The sequence below is a fragment of the Bradyrhizobium sp. USDA 4454 genome (assembly GCF_054822705.1).
Window position 1 is genome coordinate 8,027,681 of sequence record NZ_JBTRCN010000001.1, and the last position, 20,542, is coordinate 8,048,222.

Annotated in this window: 23 protein-coding genes; 17 read left to right on the top strand and 6 right to left on the bottom strand. The window is 64.9% G+C overall.

Going from position 1 to position 20,542, the window contains the following annotated elements; all coding sequences use genetic code 11:
- The first annotated feature begins 128 nt into the window (after positions 1-128).
- The 7 genes from ACVIW0_RS37395 (at position 129) to ACVIW0_RS37425 (ending at position 5,907) form a co-directional block, all read left to right on the top strand.
- Positions 129-827, top strand: a complete 699-nt coding sequence (locus ACVIW0_RS37395) for a cytochrome c biogenesis CcdA family protein (RefSeq protein ID WP_461357534.1) — start codon at positions 129-131, stop codon at positions 825-827.
- 18 nt (positions 828-845) lie between these two features.
- Entirely contained in the window at positions 846-1,424 is a 579-nt protein-coding gene (locus ACVIW0_RS37400; protein WP_461356781.1) for a thioredoxin family protein, read from the top strand.
- Positions 1,425-1,501: 77 nt separating this feature from the next.
- Positions 1,502-2,908: a cytochrome ubiquinol oxidase subunit I gene (locus ACVIW0_RS37405; protein WP_461356782.1), complete on the top strand. Its 1,407-nt coding sequence runs from the start codon at positions 1,502-1,504 to the stop codon at positions 2,906-2,908.
- Complete coding sequence (cydB, locus tag ACVIW0_RS37410; RefSeq protein WP_461356783.1) at positions 2,905-3,906, top strand: cytochrome d ubiquinol oxidase subunit II; 1,002 nt, start codon at positions 2,905-2,907, stop codon at positions 3,904-3,906. The genes ACVIW0_RS37405 and cydB overlap by 4 nt, the downstream gene beginning before the upstream one ends.
- Positions 3,906-4,034 (top strand): DUF2474 domain-containing protein, encoded by a 129-nt coding sequence (locus tag ACVIW0_RS37415; RefSeq protein WP_461356784.1) that lies wholly within the window; start codon positions 3,906-3,908, stop codon positions 4,032-4,034. The genes cydB and ACVIW0_RS37415 overlap by 1 nt, the downstream gene beginning before the upstream one ends.
- A 175-nt stretch (positions 4,035-4,209) precedes the next feature.
- Positions 4,210-4,803, top strand: a complete 594-nt coding sequence (locus ACVIW0_RS37420) for a L,D-transpeptidase (RefSeq protein WP_461356785.1) — start codon at positions 4,210-4,212, stop codon at positions 4,801-4,803.
- A gap of 66 nt (positions 4,804-4,869) precedes the next feature.
- Complete coding sequence (locus ACVIW0_RS37425) at positions 4,870-5,907, top strand: amino acid ABC transporter substrate-binding protein (protein ID WP_461356786.1); 1,038 nt, start codon at positions 4,870-4,872, stop codon at positions 5,905-5,907.
- A gap of 116 nt (positions 5,908-6,023) precedes the next feature.
- Here ACVIW0_RS37425 and ACVIW0_RS37430 read toward each other — a convergent pair whose 3' ends face one another.
- Together ACVIW0_RS37430 and ACVIW0_RS37435 are read right to left on the bottom strand one after the other, a co-directional pair.
- Entirely contained in the window at positions 6,024-7,163 is a 1,140-nt protein-coding gene (locus ACVIW0_RS37430) for an acyl-CoA dehydrogenase family protein (protein WP_461356787.1), read from the bottom strand.
- A 154-nt stretch (positions 7,164-7,317) separates the two neighbouring features.
- A complete protein-coding gene (locus ACVIW0_RS37435) occupies positions 7,318-8,502 on the bottom strand; it encodes an acyl-CoA dehydrogenase family protein (RefSeq protein WP_461356788.1) in 1,185 nt (394 codons plus the stop codon).
- A gap of 168 nt (positions 8,503-8,670) precedes the next feature.
- Here ACVIW0_RS37435 and ACVIW0_RS37440 point away from each other — a divergent pair, with 168 nt between their 5' ends.
- Together ACVIW0_RS37440 and ACVIW0_RS37445 are read left to right on the top strand one after the other, a co-directional pair.
- Positions 8,671-9,216, top strand: a complete 546-nt coding sequence (locus ACVIW0_RS37440; protein WP_461356789.1) for a carboxymuconolactone decarboxylase family protein — start codon at positions 8,671-8,673, stop codon at positions 9,214-9,216.
- Between the two features lie 163 nt (positions 9,217-9,379).
- Positions 9,380-9,874: a VOC family protein gene (locus tag ACVIW0_RS37445; protein ID WP_461356790.1), complete on the top strand. Its 495-nt coding sequence runs from the start codon at positions 9,380-9,382 to the stop codon at positions 9,872-9,874.
- Between the two features lie 105 nt (positions 9,875-9,979).
- Here ACVIW0_RS37445 and ACVIW0_RS37450 read toward each other — a convergent pair whose 3' ends face one another.
- Entirely contained in the window at positions 9,980-11,194 is a 1,215-nt protein-coding gene (locus ACVIW0_RS37450) for an MFS transporter (RefSeq protein ID WP_461356791.1), read from the bottom strand.
- A gap of 208 nt (positions 11,195-11,402) precedes the next feature.
- On the opposite strand from ACVIW0_RS37450, the gene ACVIW0_RS37455 reads away from it, so the two are divergent.
- Complete coding sequence (locus ACVIW0_RS37455) at positions 11,403-11,573, top strand: hypothetical protein (protein ID WP_461356792.1); 171 nt, start codon at positions 11,403-11,405, stop codon at positions 11,571-11,573.
- 39 nt (positions 11,574-11,612) lie between these two features.
- Here ACVIW0_RS37455 and ACVIW0_RS37460 read toward each other — a convergent pair whose 3' ends face one another.
- The 3 genes from ACVIW0_RS37460 to ACVIW0_RS37470 form a co-directional block, all read right to left on the bottom strand.
- Positions 11,613-12,857: an MFS transporter gene (locus ACVIW0_RS37460; protein ID WP_461356793.1), complete on the bottom strand. Its 1,245-nt coding sequence runs from the start codon at positions 12,855-12,857 to the stop codon at positions 11,613-11,615.
- A gap of 336 nt (positions 12,858-13,193) precedes the next feature.
- Positions 13,194-13,691, bottom strand: a complete 498-nt coding sequence (locus tag ACVIW0_RS37465) for a type II toxin-antitoxin system HicB family antitoxin (protein ID WP_461356794.1) — start codon at positions 13,689-13,691, stop codon at positions 13,194-13,196.
- Between the two features lie 209 nt (positions 13,692-13,900).
- A complete protein-coding gene (locus ACVIW0_RS37470; RefSeq protein ID WP_461356795.1) occupies positions 13,901-14,575 on the bottom strand; it encodes a DUF938 domain-containing protein in 675 nt (224 codons plus the stop codon).
- A 410-nt stretch (positions 14,576-14,985) separates the two neighbouring features.
- Here ACVIW0_RS37470 and soxX point away from each other — a divergent pair, with 410 nt between their 5' ends.
- The 7 genes from soxX to ACVIW0_RS37505 all read left to right on the top strand — a co-directional run bounded on the left by soxX (position 14,986) and on the right by ACVIW0_RS37505 (position 20,473).
- The gene (gene soxX / locus ACVIW0_RS37475; protein ID WP_461357535.1) at positions 14,986-15,276 is read left to right on the top strand and encodes a sulfur oxidation c-type cytochrome SoxX; all 291 of its coding nucleotides are present in this window, start codon (positions 14,986-14,988) and stop codon (positions 15,274-15,276) included.
- Positions 15,277-15,304: 28 nt separating this feature from the next.
- Positions 15,305-15,799: a thiosulfate oxidation carrier protein SoxY gene (gene soxY, locus ACVIW0_RS37480; protein WP_461356796.1), complete on the top strand. Its 495-nt coding sequence runs from the start codon at positions 15,305-15,307 to the stop codon at positions 15,797-15,799.
- A 22-nt stretch (positions 15,800-15,821) separates the two neighbouring features.
- Positions 15,822-16,133 carry a thiosulfate oxidation carrier complex protein SoxZ gene (soxZ, locus tag ACVIW0_RS37485; RefSeq protein ID WP_461356797.1) on the top strand — a complete coding sequence of 104 codons (312 nt, stop codon included), beginning with the start codon at positions 15,822-15,824 and terminating at the stop codon, positions 16,131-16,133.
- Between the two features lie 32 nt (positions 16,134-16,165).
- Positions 16,166-16,987 (top strand): sulfur oxidation c-type cytochrome SoxA, encoded by an 822-nt coding sequence (gene soxA / locus ACVIW0_RS37490; RefSeq protein WP_461357536.1) that lies wholly within the window; start codon positions 16,166-16,168, stop codon positions 16,985-16,987.
- Positions 16,984-17,298, top strand: coding sequence for a hypothetical protein (locus ACVIW0_RS37495; protein ID WP_461356798.1), 315 nt, complete (start codon positions 16,984-16,986; stop codon positions 17,296-17,298). The genes soxA and ACVIW0_RS37495 overlap by 4 nt, the downstream gene beginning before the upstream one ends.
- A gap of 33 nt (positions 17,299-17,331) precedes the next feature.
- On the top strand, positions 17,332-19,080 hold the full coding sequence (gene soxB, locus ACVIW0_RS37500; RefSeq protein ID WP_461356799.1) for a thiosulfohydrolase SoxB: 1,749 nt from the start codon (positions 17,332-17,334) through the stop codon (positions 19,078-19,080).
- Between the two features lie 352 nt (positions 19,081-19,432).
- Positions 19,433-20,473 carry an MBL fold metallo-hydrolase gene (locus tag ACVIW0_RS37505; RefSeq protein WP_461356800.1) on the top strand — a complete coding sequence of 347 codons (1,041 nt, stop codon included), beginning with the start codon at positions 19,433-19,435 and terminating at the stop codon, positions 20,471-20,473.
- Positions 20,474-20,542 lie beyond the last annotated feature (69 nt).

A 20,542-nucleotide genomic window follows, 5' to 3' on the forward strand; every position in this document is an offset into this window, starting at 1 on the left:
TCGTCTCACACAGACGTGACGGTGCCCACAATCGGCCCGCCGTAACGGCGCGAGCGTCCTCGCGAAGATCATCAGGCGACCCCGGCACGGCCATCTGGCGCGCCGGGACTTCCGATGGACGGATGACGATGCTCAGCCTTGCCCCTGCCCTTACCCTGGCCCTGCTCGCCGGTGTCGCCACCGTCGCCGCGCCCTGCACCCTGCCGATGCTGCCGATCCTGCTCGGGGTATCGATAGGCCAGACCGGCAAGGCGCGGCCCGCGATGATCGCGCTCGGCTTCGTGATGTCATTCTCTGCGGTGGCATTGCTGCTGAGCGCGATCACGCGCGCCTTCGATTTCGATCCGAACCTGCTGCGGACCGGTGCGGCAATCCTGCTCGCGGGCTTCGGCCTCTTGATGATCTGGCCGGCGCCGTTCGAATGGCTGTCGATCCGGCTGACCGGCAATCTCGGCCAGGCAGTGCCTTCGCCGAGCCTGTTCGGCGGCTTTGTGCTCGGCTCGACGCTCGGCCTGGTGTGGACACCCTGTGCGGGTCCGGTGCTCGGCTCGATCCTGACCATCGTCGCGACCGCGAAGGACACCACGTGGGCGAGCCTGCAGCTCGTCACCTACGCGATCGGCGCCGCGATCCCGATGCTGGCGATTGCCTATGGCGGGCAGGCCGTCACCACGCGCGTGCGCAGCCTGGCGCGGATCGCGCCGCGCCTGCAGCAAGGCTTCGGCGTCGTGATCATCGGCTTCGCCGCTTTGTCCTATTTGCAATACGACACGCTGATCGTGGCGTGGCTGACCCAGTTCTATCCCAACGGCCAGATCGGCCTGTGAGCTTATAAGGAGAACGCGATGTCCCTGCGCTTGATTGCTGTATCCGCTGTGGTCGCGGGCCTTGGTCTCGGCGGCGCCGTCATCCCCGGTCTCTGCACCGAGTCCGACGCGCCAGCGGTGCCGGTGCCGAGGGCCGTCGCCATGACCACCGAACAGAGCCAGACCGCGCCCGAATTCACCGGGATCAGCAACTGGTTCAATTCGCAGCCGCTGAAGCTCGCCGATCTGCGCGGCAAGGTCGTGCTGGTGGATTTCTGGACCTATGGCTGCGTCAATTGCGTCAACACGCTGCCGCACGTCACCCAACTTTATTCAAAGTACCGGGATCGCGGTCTCGTCGTGATCGGGGTCCATACGCCGGAATTCCCGTTCGAGCACTCGGCCACCAATGTGCAGGCGGCGCTGAAGCGGCACGGCATCCTCTATCCGGTGGCGCAGGACAACAATTCGCAGACCTGGAACGCCTACGGCAATCAGTATTGGCCGGCGCAATACATCATCGACCAGAACGGCAAGATCGTGTTCCAGCACGCCGGCGAGGGGCGGTACGACGAGATCGACCGCACCGTCGCCCGGCTGCTCAACGCCAATAGCTGATCGGACAATCCGCCCTGTGTTGCCATCACACCCGACGTGGTAAGCTCCACGTCAGGTCGACGGCAGGTGGTGGATTCATGTTCGAAGGCTGGGATGCGGTCGTACTCGCCCGCGCGCAATTCGCTTTCACGATGTCGTTCCACATCGTGTTTCCCGCATTCTCGATCGGGCTCGCGAGCTATCTCGCGGTGCTGGAGGCGCTGTGGCTGATCACCAGGCGCGAGGTCTTCATCAACCTGTTCAATTACTGGCTGAAGATCTTCGCGGTCGCGTTCGGCATGGGCGTGGTGTCGGGCATCGTGATGTCCTACCAGTTCGGCACCAACTGGTCGTCGTTTGCCGACAAGACCGGGCCGGTGATCGGCCCGATGATGGCCTACGAGGTCTTGACCGCGTTCTTCCTCGAGGCCGGCTTCCTCGGCGTGATGCTGTTCGGGCTCGAGCGCGTCGGTCCCAGGCTGCACTTCCTGGCGACATTGATGGTCGCGATCGGCACGCTGATCTCGGCATTCTGGATCCTGTCGGCCAATTCCTGGATGCAGACGCCGGCCGGCCAGGCCGTCAATGCCGACGGCCAGTTCGTCGCCGCCGACTGGCTCAAGGTGATCTTCAATCCGTCGTTCCCCTACCGCCTGGTGCACATGGTGCTGGCGGCCTACCTCACCACCTCGCTGGTGGTCGGCGCGGTCGGCGCCTGGCATCTGCTGCGCGATCAGCATCTGGCGGGCGCACGCGTGATGTTCTCGATGGCGATGTGGATGGCAACCCTGGTGGCGCCGATCCAGATCCTCGCCGGCGACCAGCACGGGCTGAACACGCTGGAGCACCAGCCGGCCAAGGTGATGGCGATGGAAGGCCACTTCCAGAGCCACAAGGATGGCGCGCCGCTGATCCTGTTCGGCTGGCCCGACCAAAAAGATGCCAAGGTGAAATACGCGATCGAGGTGCCGAAACTGTCGTCGCTGATCCTGAAGCATTCGCTCGACGCCCCGCTCGCCGGCCTCGACACCGTGCCGCGCGAGAACTGGCCGCCGGTGCCGATCACCTTCTGGGCGTTCCGCATCATGGTCGGGCTCGGCTTCCTGATCATGGGGCTCGGCCTGTTCAGCCTGCTGATGCGCTGGCGCGGCATGCTGTACCAGTCACAGCTGCTGCATCGCTTCGCAGTGCTGATGGGCCCGGCCGGCTTCATCGCGGTGCTGGCGGGCTGGATCACTACCGAGACCGGGCGGCAGCCCTTCACGGTCTACGGGCTGCTGCGCACCGTCGATTCCGTGTCGCCGCTGGCGGCACCGGCGGTTGGCTCGTCGCTGATCGCCTTCATCATCGTCTACTTCGCCGTGTTCACCGCGGGGGTGATCTACATCCTGCGGCTGATGGCGCAGCCGCCGCATCCCGGCGAGCAGGGCCCGACAAAGGATCTTCCCGCCCGCGCGGCCGGCATCACGCCGGCAGCCGGTGCAGCCGTGGAGGCCGCGCGATGATCGATCTCGCCATCATCTGGGCCTTCATCATCGCCTTTGCCGTGTTCGTCTATGTCGTGATGGACGGCTTCGATCTCGGCCTCGGCATCCTGTTTCCGCTGTTTCCGCAAAAGGCCGACCGCGACGTCATTATGAACACGGTGGCGCCGGTGTGGGACGGCAACGAGACCTGGCTGGTGCTCGGCGGCGGCGGCATGATGGCGGCGTTTCCGCTGGCCTATGCGGTGCTGATGCCGGCGCTCTACACGCCGATGATCGCGATGCTGCTCGGCCTCGTGTTCCGCGGCGTCGCCTTCGAATTCCGCTGGCGCACCCAGAAGGCGCGCAACAAATGGGATCTCGCCTTTGCCGGCGGCTCGCTGGTCGCGACCCTGGCGCAGGGGATTGCGCTCGGCGCCATCCTGCAGGGCATCCATGTCGACGGCCGTCACTATGCCGGCGGCTGGTGGGACTGGCTGACACCGTTCAGCGTCCTGACCGGCATTGCGCTGGTCATCGGCTATGCGCTGCTCGGCGCGACCTGGCTGGTGATGAAGACCGAAGGCGGGCTGCGCGACCGCGCCTATCACCTGAGCTGGATCCTGCTGGTCGCGATGCTGTGCGCGATCGGCGCCGTCAGCATCGCAACGCCGTTCCTGGCCGTGCAGTACACCCAGCGCTGGTTCGCCTGGCCCAATATCATCCTCACCGCGCCGGTGCCGATCGCGGTCGCCGCAGTCACCGCGCTCTTGCTGCGTGCACTCGGCAACAAGAACGACCACCAGCCGTTCTTCCTGACGCTGGCGCTGTTCGCGCTGTCCTATGCCGGGCTCGGCATCAGCATGTATCCTTACATCGTGCCGCAGAGCATCACGATCTGGCAGGCGGCGGCGCCGGCCAACAGCCAGGTCTTCATGCTGGTCGGGGTCGCGATCCTGGTGCCGCTGATCCTCGGCTACACCGGCTGGGCCTATTGGGTGTTCCGCGGCAAGGTGCGCCCCGGCCACGGATACCATTGATGCCGCCCGATCCTGGTCAGCGGCCGCTCGGCCAGCGCCTGCTGTGGTTTGCAGCGCTCTGGCTCGGCGGCGTCGGCACGGTGGCACTGGTCTCGTTCGCGTTGCGACTCTGGATCGCGCCGAAATGAGGCGTCAGCCGTGGCGCGCCTCGGCTTTCAATGACAAAAAACAAAAGCATTACAGTGATATAGTGTGATGCCCGCCCTAAACTTGCCATCAAGCTGCCGCTGAGATTTGATGCTTCCGAGCGTGATTTGGGTGGAGCAACCATTGGCTGCGCGCCAAATAAGGAGAGAGCTTGCAATGACGAACCTTCGTCACCTGGTCTGGATGTTGATCGCCACGGGCGCGCTCGTGCTGTCGACGTCGCAGGGCTTCGCCCAGAGCCGGCCGGACGCCGACGAGCCCGGCCTGATCGCCGACGACAATTACGAGCTCGACCCGGAATGGCAGAAGCAAGTCGTGTATTACCGGACCAATGAGGCGCCGGGCACCATCATCGTCTCCACCGCCGAACGCCATCTCTATCTCGTGCAAGGCAATGGCCGCGCGCTGCGCTACGGCATCGGCGTCGGCCGCGACGGTTTCCAGTGGCAGGGGCTGGTGACGATCACCCGCAAGGCCGAATGGCCGGATTGGACCCCGCCGCCGGAAATGATCGCGCGCCAGCCCTATCTGCCGCGCTTCATGGCGGGCGGCCCGGGCAATCCGCTCGGCGCGCGCGCAATGTATCTCGGCACTACGGTGTATCGTATCCACGGCACCAACCGGCCCGACACCATCGGCACCGCGATCTCGTCCGGCTGCTTCCGTCTGGTCAACGCCGACGTCGCCGATCTCTACAACCGCGTCCCCGTCGGTACCAAGGTGATCATCCGCCAGAAGCCCGAACTATAATCTCTACGTCCTACCCGCCTTCGATATCCGACCTGATTTTCCCCGATCATTCGCGAGAGAGAACCCATGCGTACATTTCGAGGCGGCCTGACGATCGGGCTCGCGGTCGCCGCGCTGGTTGCGGCCGCCGCCATCACCTATGAGCGCTACGACACCCGCACGCTGAAGCGTACCGTCCGCCGCGGCGAAGTGCTGTGCGGCGTCAACAAGGGCCTGCCGGGCTTCTCGATCCCGGACGACAAGGGCAACTGGACCGGCTTCGACGTCGACTTCTGCCGCGCGGTCGCCTCGGCGATCTTCGACGACCCGACAAAGGCGAAGTTCGTTCCGCTCGACGCCAGCGAGCGCTTCAAGGAGCTGCAGAACCGCAAGGTCGACATCCTGTCGCGCAACTCCACCTGGAGCATGTCGCGCGAGACCAATTACGATCTCTATTTCCCGGCGGTCGCCTATTATGACGGCCAGGGCTTCATGATCCCGCGCTCGCGCAACATCGATTCCGCGCTCGATCTGAACGGCAGCAAGGTCTGCGTGCAGGCCAACACCACGACGCAGCTCAACCTCGCCGACTATTTCCGTGCCAACAACATGAAGTACACGGAGATGAAGTTCGACAAGCTCGACGATGTCGTGAAGGCCTATGATTCCGGGCAGTGCGACACGCTGACCTCGGACGCCTCGCAGCTCTATGCGCTGCGGCTCAACCTCTCCAAGCCAGGCGATCACATGATCCTGGCCGACATCATCTCCAAGGAGCCGCTGGCACCGGTGGTGCGGCTGCGTGACGACGACTGGATGATGATCGTGAAGTGGACGCTCTATGCGATGATCAATGCCGAAGAGCTCGGCATCACCTCGAAGAACATCGACGAGGCGCTGAAGTCGAAGAAGCCGGAAGTGATGCGGCTGGTCGGCACCGAGGGCTCCTATGGCGAGGATCTCGGCCTGACCAAGGACTGGGCGGTGCGCATCATCAGGCATGTCGGCAATTACGGCGAGGTCTACGACCGCAACGTCGGCGCCGATTCCAAGCTGAAGATCCCGCGCGGCATGAACCAGCTCTGGAACGCCGGCGGCGTGCAGTACGCCCCGCCGATCCGGTGAGGCTGCTTTCGTCATTCCGGGATGCGCCGACAGGCGCAGGCCCGGAATCCATCGGGCCGCAAAACCGGTGGTGGAACGGATTCCGGGCTCGCGCTGCGCGCGCCCCGGAATGACGGCTAGTACCCCTTGCCGCTCGCCAGCTGGTCGGTGTGGAAATTGCTGTCGCCGAACAGCTCTTGGCAGACCCGGGCACGCTTCATGAAGAAGCCGATGTCGAACTGGTCGGTCATGCCCATGCCGCCATGCATCTGCACGCCTTCCTGCACCGCCAGCGTCGCGGTGGTGCCGGCGCGCGCTTTTGCCACCGCGACCGCGGTGCCCGCCTTGCCGAGATCGGCATCGAGCGCCTGCAGCGCCTTCAAAACCGCGGCGCGGGTGATCTCGATATCGATGTAGAGCTGGGCGGCGCGATGCTGCAGCGCCTGGAATTCGCCGATCGCCTTGCCGAACTGCTTTCGCTCCTTGAGATACGTCACGGTGCGGCCGAACACTTCATCCGAAAGGCCGACCATTTCGGACGCAACCGCGCCGCGGCCGATATTGAGCACGCCCTCGAGCAGCCCAAAACCCTGATCGACCTCGCCGAGCACATGATCGGCATTGACCTCGACATTGTCGAACACGATGCGCGCCGCATTGTGCGAATCGACCATCGTGGTGCGCTCGATCGCGAGACCCTTCACCTTCGGATCGACTAGGAACAGCGTCAGTCCGTTGCTGTCGCCGGCGCTGCCCGCCGAGCGCGCCGCAACGATCAGGAGGTCGGCGGTGTGGCCATCGACCACGAAGGCCTTGTCGCCCGACAGCCTGAAGCCGTTGCCGGCGCGCGTCGCCTGCAATTTGGTCTGCAGCGGACGATGCTTGGCGCCCTCATCGATCGCCAGCGCCGCGAGCAGCGAGCCGTCGGCGATCTTGGGCAGATGCTGCGCCTTCTGGGCTTCGCTGCCGCCGCGCGACAGCGCCGAGGCGGCAAGCACCGACGTCGCAAGGAACGGCGACGGCATCAAGGTGCGGCCGATCTCCTCCATGACGATGCCGGCCTCGACGCAGCCGAGCCCGCTGCCGCCGAACTGGTCCGGCACCAGCAGGCCGGAGAAGCCCATCTCGGCGAACGTCTTCCAGAGCTCGCGCGAGAAGCCGGTGGCGTCCTTGGCATCGCGCAAGGACCGCAGATGCGCCACCGGCGCCTTGTCGCTGATGAGACCGCGCGCACTGTCGCGCAGCATGGATTGTTCTTCGGTGAGGACGAGGGCCATGGAGAATCCGTTCTAACGTTCTAAGCAGAGATATCTAAGTTCGTCATTCCGGGGCGATGCGTCAGCATCGAACCCGGAACCTCGAGGTTCACAATGCGCAACTGCGCATTAGGGTTCGACGCTTCGCGCCGCCCCGGAACGACGGTGCAACAAACTACGCCCCTGGCAGATCGAGGATGCGCTTGGCGACGATGCCGAGCATCACCTCCGAGGTACCGCCCTCGATCGAGTTGGCCTTGGTGCGCAGCCAGGCGCGCGGCCGGGCGCCGCCTTTGGAGCGGTCGCTTTCCCATTCCAGCGCGTCGATGCCGCCGGCCGACATCAGGATCTCGTAGCGGCGCTTGTTGAGCTCGGTGCCGTAATATTTCATCGCCGAGGAGAACGCCGGATGCGACTGCCCGGCCTTGGCGAGATCGACCGCGCGCTCGGCGGCAGCGGCCAGCGCCGCTTCATCGACCTCGAAATTCGCGATCTGGCTGCGCAGCTGCGCGTCGTCGAGCCTGCCTTGCGCGTCCGCGCCGACCGAGTCGGCGGCGATCTGGCCGAGCGGACGGCCGACGCCGCGCTCGCCCATGCCAGAGATCATCGCGCGCTCATGCTGCAGCAAATATTTCGCGACATCCCAGCCGCGATTGACAGTGCCCACCACATGTGACTTCGGCACGCGGACATTGTCGAAGAAGGTTTCGCAGAACGGCGAGTAACCCGAGATCAGCAGGATCGGTTTGGTCGAGACACCCTTCGAGGCCATGTCGAAGAGAATAAAACTGATGCCGTCGTGCTTCTTCGCCGCCGGATCGGTGCGCACCAGGCAGAAGATCCAGTCGGCATAGTTGGCATAGGAGGTCCAGATCTTCTGGCCGTTGATGATGTAGTCGTCGCCGTCGGCGACCGCGCGGGTCTGCAGCGAGGCGAGGTCGGAGCCGGCATTCGGCTCGGAATAGCCCTGGCACCAGCGGATCAGGCCCGCGGTGATCTTCGGCAGATGCTCCTTCTTCTGCTCCTCGGTGCCGTATTTCAGAAGCGCCGGTCCGAGCATCGAGATGCCGAACGAGGTCAGCGGCGCCCGAGCGCCGATCGCGGCCATCTCCTGGCGCACGATCTTGGCCTCCTCGCCGTCGAGGCCTCCGCCGCCATATTCCTTCGGCCAATGCGGCACGGTCCAGCCCTTGTCGCGCATCCGCTCGAACCAGACCCGCTGCGCCTCGGAGGAGAATTTCGCGTTGCGGCCGCCCCAGAAGGTGTCGCCATCCGAGGTCATCGGCTTGCGCATCTCCGCCGGGCAGTTCTGCTCCAGCCAGGCGCGGGTCTCTGCGCGGAATTTCTCAAGGTCAGCCATGGTGCGTTTCCGGTCAAATTCGACGAATTGGATTCGACCTTAGACCTACGCCGCCGCCGAATTCAATATGCCTCGCGGCCGCGCCATGCTCTGGCGTCGCTACTCACTTTGCGCGATCGGGTGTATCGCCGGGATGGGGTAACGATTGAAAAACAAGAGGAAACGGACATGCGGCTGAAGCTGCTTTCGCCTAGCGAAATGAACGCCGCCCAGAAAGAAATCTACGACGAGTCGATCGCCGGCAAGCGCGGCGCGCCACCGGCGCCGATGATGGCGTGGCTGAACAGCCCCGAGATGGCGCGGCACGCGACCCGGCTCGGCGAGGTGCTGCGCTTTGACACGATCTTTCCGCCCAAGCTGTCGGAGATCGCGATCCTCGTCACCGCACGGCACTGGACCGCGCATTACGAATGGTATGCCCACAAGCGCCTCGCGCTGAAGGGCGGCCTCGATCCGAAGATCATCGACGACATCCGCGTGCGCCGGACGCCGACCTTCGACGATCCCAAGGCCAGGGTGATCTACGACGTGGCCAAGGCACTGCACGAAGGTCACGGCCTGCCGAAGGCACTGTATGACGAGGCGGTCGAGGTGCTGAGCCAGCGCGGCCTGGTCGAGGTGATCGGCCTGTGCGGCTACTACACCATGGTGTCGATGACGCTGAACACGTTCGAGTTCCAACTGCCCGGCGGCGAGTTGTCGGAGCTCTGCTAGGTCAGACATACCGTGGCGCGTTCCGGAAACGCTGGGTTTCCGGATCGATCGCTCCGCCGCGGCAAATCCGGACTATATCAGGCGGGCGAAGCCTTGCCCCTGAGGTCTAGCCCCTGAAGTCTTGCCCCTGACGGCAAGGCAGTGTTGCCAACGGAGCCAAGCCATGCCGGAAAATCCCCCTATCGTCGCGGGCACGCGGATCGGGCATGTCCACCTCAAGGTGGCCGATCTCGAGCGCGCGCTCGGCTTCTATTGCGGGGTGCTCGGCTTCGAGCTGCAGCAGCGCATGGGCGCGGACGCAGCCTTCATCTCGGCCGGCGGCTATCACCACCACATCGGCCTCAACACTTGGGAGAGCAAAGGCGGCCGCCCGCCGCCGCCGGGCACCACCGGCCTGTTCCACACCGCCATTCTTTATCCGACCCGCCCGGCGCTCGCCGACGCGCTGCACCGGGTGATCTCGGCGGGCATCCAGCTCGACGGCGCCAGCGACCACGGCGTCAGCCAGGCGCTGTATTTGCGCGATCCCGACGAGAACGGCGTCGAGCTGTATTGGGACCGGCCCGAAGCCGAATGGCCGCGCGGCGCGGACGGCAAGCTCTCGATGTTCACGCGGCGGCTGGATCTCGAGGATCTGCTGAAGCAGCGGGTGGCGTAATTCCGCAACGCGGAAGGAATTCGTAGCCCGGATGCAGCGAAGCGAAATCCGGGGCTTCTTGCCAATCGAGCGAGCGGTCCCGGATTGCGCTGCGCTTCATCCGGGCTACTTCGCTTTCATCATGATCGTAGCTGCCGCGATCAGCTCCAGCCCAACGCAGCCATAAAACGGCAACGTGTAGCTGCCGGAGAGGTCGTGCAGCAGCCCGACCACACCGGGGCCGAAGGCGTAGGTGATCTGGTTGATCGCGGTGATCAGGCTGACCAGCACGCCGAATGCGCGCGGATCGAATTCGCGCTGCATGATCAGCGCCGGCAGCGTGATCAGATTGCCGACCGAGAAGCCGAACAGTGCGCAAGCGGCGATCTGCACACCATCATTGTGCATGTTGATGATGAGCGCGAGCGCGATCGCCTGGCTGACGAACGACAGCGCCGACGCCAGCCGCTGGTTGAGCCGGTCGATCACAAAGGAAAACGAGACGCGGCCGACCACGGCCATTGCGGTCAACAACGCCATCGCCACCGTCGCTCGCTCGCGGCCGATCACCTGATCGAGATAGGCGATCAGGTGGACGATGAAGCCGACCTGGGCGAACAGCACCAGCGCAAACGCGATCGAGACCGAGAGGAAGCGGAGGTCGCGCAGCGCATTGCCGCGCACCTGCGTCGCCGACGGCGCATCGGCGGCCGCTGACGTCACCGCGTGCAGATGAACCGGCGGCTGGCCAACGAAGATCAGGATGACCGGCACCATCACCACGACAAGCAACACCGCCGCCGCGATCATCGCGCCGGAGAAGCCGAACGCGCCGATCCCGGCGACCAGTAGCGGCACGCCGACGATGCCACCGAAGCTGGCGCCGTTCAGCGCCAGGCTGATCGCCATGCCGCGCTTCTTGTCGAACCACAGGCCGAGCGTGTTGGTGATGATGCCGAGGCTGGTGCCGGCCCAGCCGAACGCCAGCAGCGCATCGGCAAGGTAGAGCTGCCAGGGCGCGCGCACCTCGCCGATCGCAACCGCCGCGACCGCCATCGCCAAGGTGCCGGCGATCAGGCAGCTGCGCGCGCCGAATGCCTTGATCGCCTCGCTGACGAAGGCGACCAGCGCGGCGCCGAACAGATAGAAGAAAGTGGTGCCCGACGAGATCAGCGACGCCGGCCAGCCGTGCAGCCGCTGCAGCTCGGCGACATAGACGCTCTGGCCGTAGAAGCCCAATCCCCAGCCGAAGGTCGCAAGCAGGAAGCAGACCACGACAATGCGCCAGCCCTCATAACCGAGCGAGGATTCGTCTGTTTGCATGGGCGAGGATGCGTCCATTTCTTGCTCTTGCTTCTCACATCGTCAGGACCGGATTGATCCGTTCCCACGATGTAAGGAGCCGTGCAAGCCAGTCATTTCGAAACAGGTCGAAGTGTCAGCAACTGGCAGCAGGGCATTGGGCCGCGAACCCATAAATCTGGCGAAACGGGCTTTGTCGTGCCAGGCTGCTGTTATGAGTGAGCGGGACGGACCCAGTTTGGGGGGCATGACGGTCAACGAGCGGCTTGCGCATGTCGGCATTGTTGACCAGTGGGATGAGGCGGTACGCCGGCGAGATCGTCGTACGATGATCGAGCTGCTGGAGCGGGTTGAGGTTCGTGAACCGCATGTCGTTGCAGACACCGTGCTCGCAAACCCGAAGAAGTATGGCTTCTGATCGGACCGTGCACTTCCGGCAAGTTTCTAAGCCTACGGCTTAGATTCTCGGGCCCGGGATTTCTTCCACCGCGCGCAATTTCGCCCGCCGCCGGGCGAACGAGGCCAGCGACAGCACGGCAAGCCCGAGCAGCACTGGCGGAAACACCACCATGTTGACCGCATTCCAGCCGTAATGCGCGAGCAGCTGGCCGGACGAGAACGAGCCGATCGCCATCATGCCGAAGACGAGGAAATCGTTGAACGCCTGCACCTTATTGCGCTCCTGCGGCCGGTGCGTTTCCAGCACCAATGCAGAGGCGCCGACGAAGGCAAAATTCCAGCCGACCCCGAGCCCGAACAGCGTCGCCCAGAAGTGCGGCGCCGTGATCCCCGACAGCCCGATCATCGCGGCCACCGCCTCCAGCGCCAGCCCGAGCGCGACGATGCGAGGCGCACCGAACCGCGCGATCAGCGAGCCCGTGAAGAAGCTCGGGCCGTACATCGCCACGATGTGCCATTGAATACCGAAATTGGAATCGCTGACCGACAGCCCGCACATCTTCATCGCGAGCGGCGCCGAGGTCATCACCAGGTTCATGATCGGATAGGCGATCACGCCGCACAGCGCTGCGGCAATGAAGCGCGGCTGCGTGGCGATCTCGAGCAGCGGACGGCCGCCATGCAGATCGGCCGCCGCGGGCTTCGGCGCATCGACACCCGACAGCACCGCCATCGCCACCAGCGCGACCAGCGCCTGCATCACGAAGGAGAACGCGAACAGATAGGGCGGCCAGATCTCCATGGTCCATTGCACGAGCTGCGGTCCGAGCACGCCGGCGAACACGCCGCCGGCCATCACCCAGGACACCGCCTTGGGCCGAAACGCGACGCTGGCGCCATCGGCCGCCGCGAAGCGATAGGACTGCGCAACGGCGCCGTAGAGCCCGCCGAGAAAGGTCGCGCCGCAGAATAGCCAGAACGAGGAATGCAGGATCGCCCAGGCACCGAGCGCGCCGGTCAGCGTGCCGCAGAAGGTGCCGACGATGAAGGCGACGCGCCTGCCGTAGGCGCGCGAGATCGCACCGGTCGGCAGCGTGCCGGCGGCAAGGCCGAGCACATACATCGAGAGCGGCACGGTGGCGAGCGCGACGTTCGGCGCCAGCGTCGCGCCAACGATCGAGCCGGTGGCGAAGATCACCGCCGAATTGGCGCCGGTCAGCGCCTGCGCCGCCGCAAGCCGCCACACATTGCTGCGCGCCCGCGCGTCGTCGCTCGTCTCATCGGCAGCTGTCACGTCGATCATCGGGATTCCCGCGCTGAAGCCCCGGCGGGAGCCTCCAATCGCCGCCACTATGGAGAGCGGGTGCAGGCCGAGCAACCGGCGCAAACGGACGCAGGCCATGCGGGAGGCGCACGGGGGCCGTAGCGCTCTCATGTCGCGCCATGACAGGCCGACACTTCTATCGGTCCCGTCATCCTGAGGGGCCGCGGAGCGGCGTCTCGAAGGATGCACGGCCCCGCTGTCTCAGCGACTGACGAACCCCTCGTGGAGCAAGCCGGGCCGTGGCCCTTCGAGACGGCCGCTGCGCGGCCTCCTCAGGGTGACGGGGAAAAGCTGGCGCCGCCCAATTGCTACTTCCTACCGCGCAGGCTTGTTGCCCGGGCGCTTCTCGGCGCGCAGCGCGCCGGTCTTGTGCACCTTGGAGCGCGGCGCGATCGGGGCGCCGCGCGGATAGCCGCCCGGCCATTCCAGCGCGAGCGAGCTCGCAAAGCCGAAGAAGCTCGAACGGCTCATGCCGAGCTCGGCGGCCCGCTTGTCGATCCGCGCGATCAGGCTTTTCGGCAGATAGACATTGACCCGCTCGGACGGATCGGGCGGATCGACGCCGACCATGAAGAAGGCGGCGACGTCGGAGCCCTTCGGCGCCACGATGCGCTCGATCGGCGTCGGCTCCGGCAATGGCTTGCCCTGCTCGACCCAACCGTCGACCGCCTGTGCCAGCGCATGCTCGGCGCGCTCGATCGCCTCCTCCTGCGATCGCCCCGCGGCAACGCAGCCGGGAAAATCCGGAAACCATGCTCCGAACGCGCCGCGCGGCCCGCGCTCCAGCACAGCCGGATAAAGCCGTCTCTTCATCGTGGCCTCCGTCGTCGATGTATGCTATTTCACACACCTCGGTGTGTCAAATCACACAACAACGGAACGCGCGACTATGCAGCCGCAGGGACGGCTAGTGCCACGATTGAGCGGAGATGCGTAGGGCGGGTTAGCGTAAGCGTAACCCGCCATTGCTCCCATTGGAGATCGCAAGATGGTGGATTGCGCTTCGCTAATCCACCTACGATCTACGGTCGGACGAACATCAGGATCATGTTGTTGGCCGGCATCTCGAAGCTGCCGCCGAGCTTCAGGCCGACGCGCTCCGCCAGCGCCTCGACATCGGCAATATCGCGCACGCCCCACTCGGCATCGCGTTCGCGCAAGGATGTATCGAACACGGCATTGCTGAGCGCGGTGTGCTTGCCACCGCGCTTGAACGGGCCGTAGAGGAACAGCCGGCCATCGGCGCGCAGATGCCGCCCGGCGCCGGCGAACAGGCCCTCGGCGACGCGCCACGGCGCGATATGAATCACATTGGCGCAGAAGATCGCGAGCAGCTTGTCCGGACCTTTGCCGTCCGACGCGGCCGGCGACCAGGCCGGGTCGGACAGATCGATCGGCTGCGGCGGCTTGATGTTGGGTAAGCCGGCATGCACGCGCCAGGCCTCGATGCTGCGCAGATGCGCGGCGTGGAGATCGCTCGGCCACCAGATGATGTCGGGCGTCTGGCCGGCGAAATAGACGACATGCTGGCCGGTGCCGCTACCGACCTCCAGCACGTCGCCGGATTGGCCGGCGAGGTAATGCTTCAGGACCGCCCAGATCGGCTGGTGATTGCGATGGAATGCTGCCGCGTCGAGCCGCCCGTCGGCCTCGACCGGCCTGCCGTCCTTGCCGAACTCCACCACGAACTCCGCCACGACGCTTCTCCTGCTAGCCGTACATAGACAGTTGAGCCGCAACCCGCAAAAGCGGAACCCGCATCGCATACCATCCAACCCGTCATCCCCGCGCAAAGGCTTCGCCTTTGTCGCTGGAGGTGCGAGCTCTTGCGAGCCTCGAAGGATGCACGGCCACAGTCGGGCCGTCGACCCTTCGAGACGCGCGCAAGAGCGCGCTCCTCAGGGTGACGGGTCTAACCTATGTGCACTGTCGCTCTGTCATTAACCCCGTCGCAACACGCCTATTCTCCACATTGCCAGCCGATGGCCTTTGTGCTTTGCACTCTTTATATTGCGATGGGATCATCGAGATTGAAGCCCGGGAAACGTCCTTGATCGCCACTTTCGTCAAGTCAGCCTTCGTCCTGGCATTGCTGGCAGGCATCGCCATGGCCGCGCCCGCGCAGGCGCAATCCGCCGCCGAGGGCCAAAAGCTCGCCTTCGACCGCGGCAAGGGCAATTGCCTGACCTGCCATGTCATCAAGGGCGGCGACCTGCCCGGCACGATCGGCCCCGAGCTGACCGGCCTCAAGGCCAAGTACAGCCGCGACGAGTTGATCGCGATCGTGACCGACGAGACCAAGCGCAACCCGCAGACCGTGATGCCGCCGTTCGGCCGAAATCGGATTTTGAGCGAAAAGGAAATCAACGCGGTGGTGGACTTCCTGCAAACCTTGTGACGCCGTACCGCTTGAGGAGAGTTTTTCGATGAACATCACGACCAGTGAATTTTCCGGAACACGCCGCCTGCTGCTGAAGGGCGCGGGCGTCGCCGCGCTGATCGGCCTCGGCGTCATTCCGTACGACGTGCCGCGGGCGCTGGCCGCCGCCAACGACAAATATCCGGAAGAGGCGTTCAAGCAGAAGACCGAGGCCGACGCGATCAAGGCGCTCTACGGCAAGACCGCCGAGCCCTCCGACAAGGTCAAGATGGACGCGCCCGAGATCGCCGAGAACGGCGCCGTGGTGCCGATCTCCGCCACCACGACGCTGGCAGACGTCACCTCGATCTCGTTCCTGGTGAGCGAGAACCCGATCTCGCTGGTCGCCTCTTACAAGATTCCGGCCGGCACGCTGCCGAGCGTCGCCAACCGCATCAAGATGGCCAAGACCAGCAACGTCACCGTGATCGTCGAGGCCGGCGGCAAGCTCTACAGCGCAAGCAAGGAAATCAAGGTCACCGTCGGCGGCTGCGGCGGCTGAGTTCAATCGAGGAACAGTCAAGATGGCATCGAGCATTCGCGTGCGCGCCACGTCAAACGGCGACACCACCGAGGTGCAGGCGCTGATCCAGCATCCGATGGATTCCGGCTTCGTCAAGGACGCCAAGGGCGAGATCATCCCGCCGCACTTCATCCAGGTGCTGACCTTCGAATATGACGGCAAGCCGGTGTTCGTCGCCCACTGGGGCGGCGGCGTGTCGAAGGACCCCTACGTCAAGTTCGCCTTCAAGGGCGGCAAGAAGGGCGACGACCTGAAGGTCAGCTGGGTCGACAACAAGGGCGCAACCGACACCGCCACGGCGAAGATTCAATGACGGGGCGCCTCGCAATCCGCGCAGCAACGGCCATGCTCGCGCTTGGCGTGCTGGCTTGTTCGCCGGCGCGCGCGGCCGACAGCGTCGATCCCGCCGCCGACAAGGCCGCGTTCCAGAAATTCTTCACCAGCAAATTCCCCAAGCTGAAGCTGGAGGATTTCGTCAACGGTCCGTATTCGATGAATGAGGACCTGCACAGGCAGTGGGAAGAGAAGGAGCAGTTTCCGCCCTACGAGTTCTCGCTCGAGGCCGGCAAGGAGATGTTCGCGACGCCGTTCAAGAACGGCAAGAGCTACGCCGACTGCTTTCCGAACAAGGGCATCGGCATCCGCCAGAACTATCCCTATTTCGACGAGAAGGAAGGCAAGGTCGTCACGCTCGAGCTCGCGCTCAACCGCTGCCGCGAGGCCAATGGCGAGGCGCCGTTCTCCTATGTGAAGGACGACATGGCGGCGCTGACCGCCTACATGGCCTTCACCTCGCGCGGCAAGCCGATGGACATCAAGATCCCGAACGATCCGCGCGCGCTGGAGGCCTACCAGAAGGGCAAGGAGTATTTCTACACCCGCCGCGGCCAGCTTAATTTCTCCTGCGCCACCTGCCACATCCAGAGCCCGGGCGAGCGGATCCGCGCCGAGGTGCTGGCGCCGGCGCTCGGCATTTTGAACGCGATGCCGATCTACCGCTCGGAATGGTCGGGCATGGGCACCACCAGCCGCCGCTTCACCACCTGCAACAGCCAGATCCGCGGCGTGCCGCTCAATCCGCAGGACGACGAGTACCGCAACCTCGAATACTATCTGTCCTATGTCAGCAATGGCCTGCCGATCTCGGGGCCGGGAGCACGGCCATGAGCGCAGCCGTCCGAGCGGTCGTCGCGGCGTCAGCCCTGCTGATTGCAGCGGCATCCGGCGCCCTCGCCGCCTCCGAGGCCGACTACCAGGCGGCCTATGCCGCGGCTGAGGCCGCCAACAAGCAAGCAGGCTCCCTGCGCAACCAGTGGACCACGACGGCCGCGACGCTATCAGCCGCAAAAAAGGCCGGTGAGGCTGGTGATTTCGACACCGCAGTCGCCCTGGCCAAGGAGGCCGAGGCGCTGGCAAAGGCATCGATCTTCCAGGCCACCAGCGAAAAGGAACGCTGGAAGGACATGGAAGTTCGTTAAAGGCGCGCTGCCAGGGGCCGCGCGGAGAGAGCGATGATCATCCGCCGCCGGGATTTCTTGAGAGGGTCAGTCGCCGCGACGCTTGTGGCCGGCCTGCCCCGCTTTGCGCGCGGCGCGGATACCGCCAGCGTCTACGACCTCGAACGCTTCGGCAACGCCCGCATCGTGCACATGACCGACACCCATGCGCAGCTGAAGCCGGTGTTCTTCCGCGAATCCAGCGTCAATATCGGGGTCGGCGCGATGGCCGGCCAGCCGCCGCACCTGGTCGGCAAGGCGTTCCTCGACCGCTTCGGCATCCGGCCCGACAGCGCCGACGCCTATGCCTTCACCTGCGTCGAGTTCGAGAAGGCCGCCGGCCGCTTCGGCCGGCTCGGCGGCTTTGCGCATCTGAAGACCTTGGTCGACAAGCTGCGCGCCGACGTCGGCGACAAGCGCTCGATCCTGCTCGACGGGGGCGACCTCTGGCAGGGCACGGGCCTCGCCAACGCCATGAACGGCGCCGACATGGTCGAGGCCGCCAACCTGCTCGGCATCGAGGCGATGACCGGGCATTGGGAGTTCACCTATGGCGAGCAGGTGCTGCGCGACAATCTCTCCCGCTTCAAGGGCGAGTTTTTGGCGCAGAACGTGTTCCTGACCGAGGAAGCCGCGTTCAACGACGCCAAGGCGTTCGATCCAGCCTCGGGGCGGGTGTTCAAGCCGTCCGTCATCAAGGAGATCGGCGGCCATCGCGTCGCGATCATCGGCCAGGCCTTCCCCTACGTGCCGATCGCCCATCCCAAGCGCTTCACGCCGGACTGGAAGTTCGGCATCCGCGACGAGGAGCTGCAAAAGCTCGTCGACGGCCATCGCAACGACGACAAGGTCGAGGCGGTGATCCTGCTGTCGCATAACGGCATGGATGTCGACCTCAAGCTCGCCAGCCGCGTCACCGGCATCGACGTCATCCTCGGCGGTCACACCCACGACGCGATCCCGATCCCGATCACCGTGACCAATGCCGGCGGCGTCACGCTGGTCACCAATGCCGGCTCCAACGGCAAGTTCCTCGGCGTGCTCGATCTCGATCTCGCCAAGGGCAAGGTCGCCAATGTCCGCTACCGGCTGCTGCCGGTTTTCGCCGAGCTGTTGAAGCCCGATCCCGCGATGCAGGCGCTGATCGACAAGATGCGCGAACCGCATGTCGATGACTGGAGCGACAAGCTCGGGACCGCCGATCGCCTGCTTTACCGCCGCGGTAATTTCTCCGGCACCGTCGACCAGTTGATCTGCGATGCGCTCTTGAACGAGCTCGACGCCGAGATTGCGCTGTCGCCCGGCTTCCGCTGGGGCCTCACCACGCTGGCAGGTCAGCCGGTCACGATGGAAGACGTGCTATCGGAAACCGCAATCACCTATCCCGAGACTTACGTCGCGACCATGACCGGCAGCCAGATCAAGGACGTGCTGGAAGACGTCTGCGACAATCTGTTCAATACCGATCCCTATTATCAGCAGGGCGGCGACATGGTCCGCGTCGGCGGCCTCGCTTACACCTGCACGCCCGGCGAGAGCGTCGGCAAGCGCACCTCCGAGCTGAAGCTCGGCAACGGCAAGCATCTCGAAGCCGGCAAGCACTACAAGGTCGCGGGCTGGGCGTCGGTCAACCAGCAGAGCGGTGCGCCGATCTGGGATGTTGTTGCCAGACATCTGCGCGCCGGCCGGCCGCCGAACCGCAACGAGCCCGGCGTGACGCTGAAAGGCGTCGAGGACAATCCGGGCATCGCGAGGCGCGGATGATGCGGCGCACGCTCCTCGCGGCGCTCGGCTGTGCTGTGATCGCGCTGGCGGCGCCGCCCGCCTGCCGCCGCCATTCGCACACCATACAACCGTCACCCCCGTGCAACGGCTTTGCCGTTGTCGCTGGAGGGCCCGCGTAGCGGGCGTCTCGAAGGATGCACGGCCCCAATGTTTCCGCGTGCCAATATGCCTCGCGGAAGGAGCCGGGCCGTCGACCCTTCGAGACGCCGCTTCGCGGCTCCTCAGGGTGACGGTCAGAGATTGAACTCAGGGGATGGATTTGCTTTGAACAGACCAAATCCATGGAATAATATCCTCTCCATGACTCGCACCGGAGAATGGGTAAGCCGTCATGATCTTTCGCCAGCTCTTCGACAGCGTGTCCGGCACCTACAGCTATCTGCTCGCGAGCCGTGCCGGCGGCGAGGCGCTGATCCTCGATCCGGTGCTGGAGAAAGCCGATCGCTACTGCAAGCTGTTGCAGGAACTCGATCTCCGCCTGGTGAAAGCCGTCGATACCCACCTGCACGCCGATCACGTCACCGGCCTCGGCGAACTGCGCGACCGCACCCAGTGCATCACCATCATGGGCGAGCAGAGCAAGGCCGATGTGGTCTCGATGCGCGTTGCCGATGGCGACAGGGTGACGATCGAGGGCCTCTGCCTCGAGGCGATGTACACGCCCGGCCACACAGACGATTCCTATAGTTACTTGATGGGCGACCGCGTCTTCACCGGCGACACGCTGTTGATCCGCGGCACCGGCCGCACCGATTTCCAGAACGGCAGCGCGCGGGCGCAATATGATTCGATCTTCAACCGCCTGCTCAAGCTGCCGGAGGAAACCATGGTGTTCCCCGCGCACGACTACAAGGGCGACACCGTCTCCACCATCGGCGAGGAGAAGCGCTACAATCCGCGGCTGCAAGTCAAATCGATCGACGATTATGTCGAGCTGATGAACAACCTCAATTTGCCGAACCCGAAGCTGATGGACGTCGTGGTGCCCGCCAACATGCATGTCGGCCTGCACCAGGACGAGCTTGCCAAGGAAGGCCTCTCACTCAGCGCGCGCGACGCGATCGCAAGCCTCGGCCGACCCGATATCCTGCTGGTCGATCTGCGCGAGAGCGCCGAACGCGCCAAGCACGGCACGCTCGCCGGCGCGCTGCACGCGCCCTATCCGGGAATCGGCGCCGGCCTGCTGCCCGGCGGCATGCTGCGCGAAGTGGCGGCCGCGACCGGCCGCCGCGTCGTGTTCTTCTGCGCCTTCGGCGAACGTTCGGCGATGGCGGTGGCCGCTGCGAAGAAGGCGGGACTGGCGAACACCGCCCATATCGAGGGCGGCATCGATGCCTGGAAGAAGGCCGGCGGGCCGGTGGTGATGGGATGATTCTGTAGCCGCAGGAAAGTATTTCACCGTCACCCTGAGGTGCGAGCCTCTTCGGCGAGCCTCGAAGGG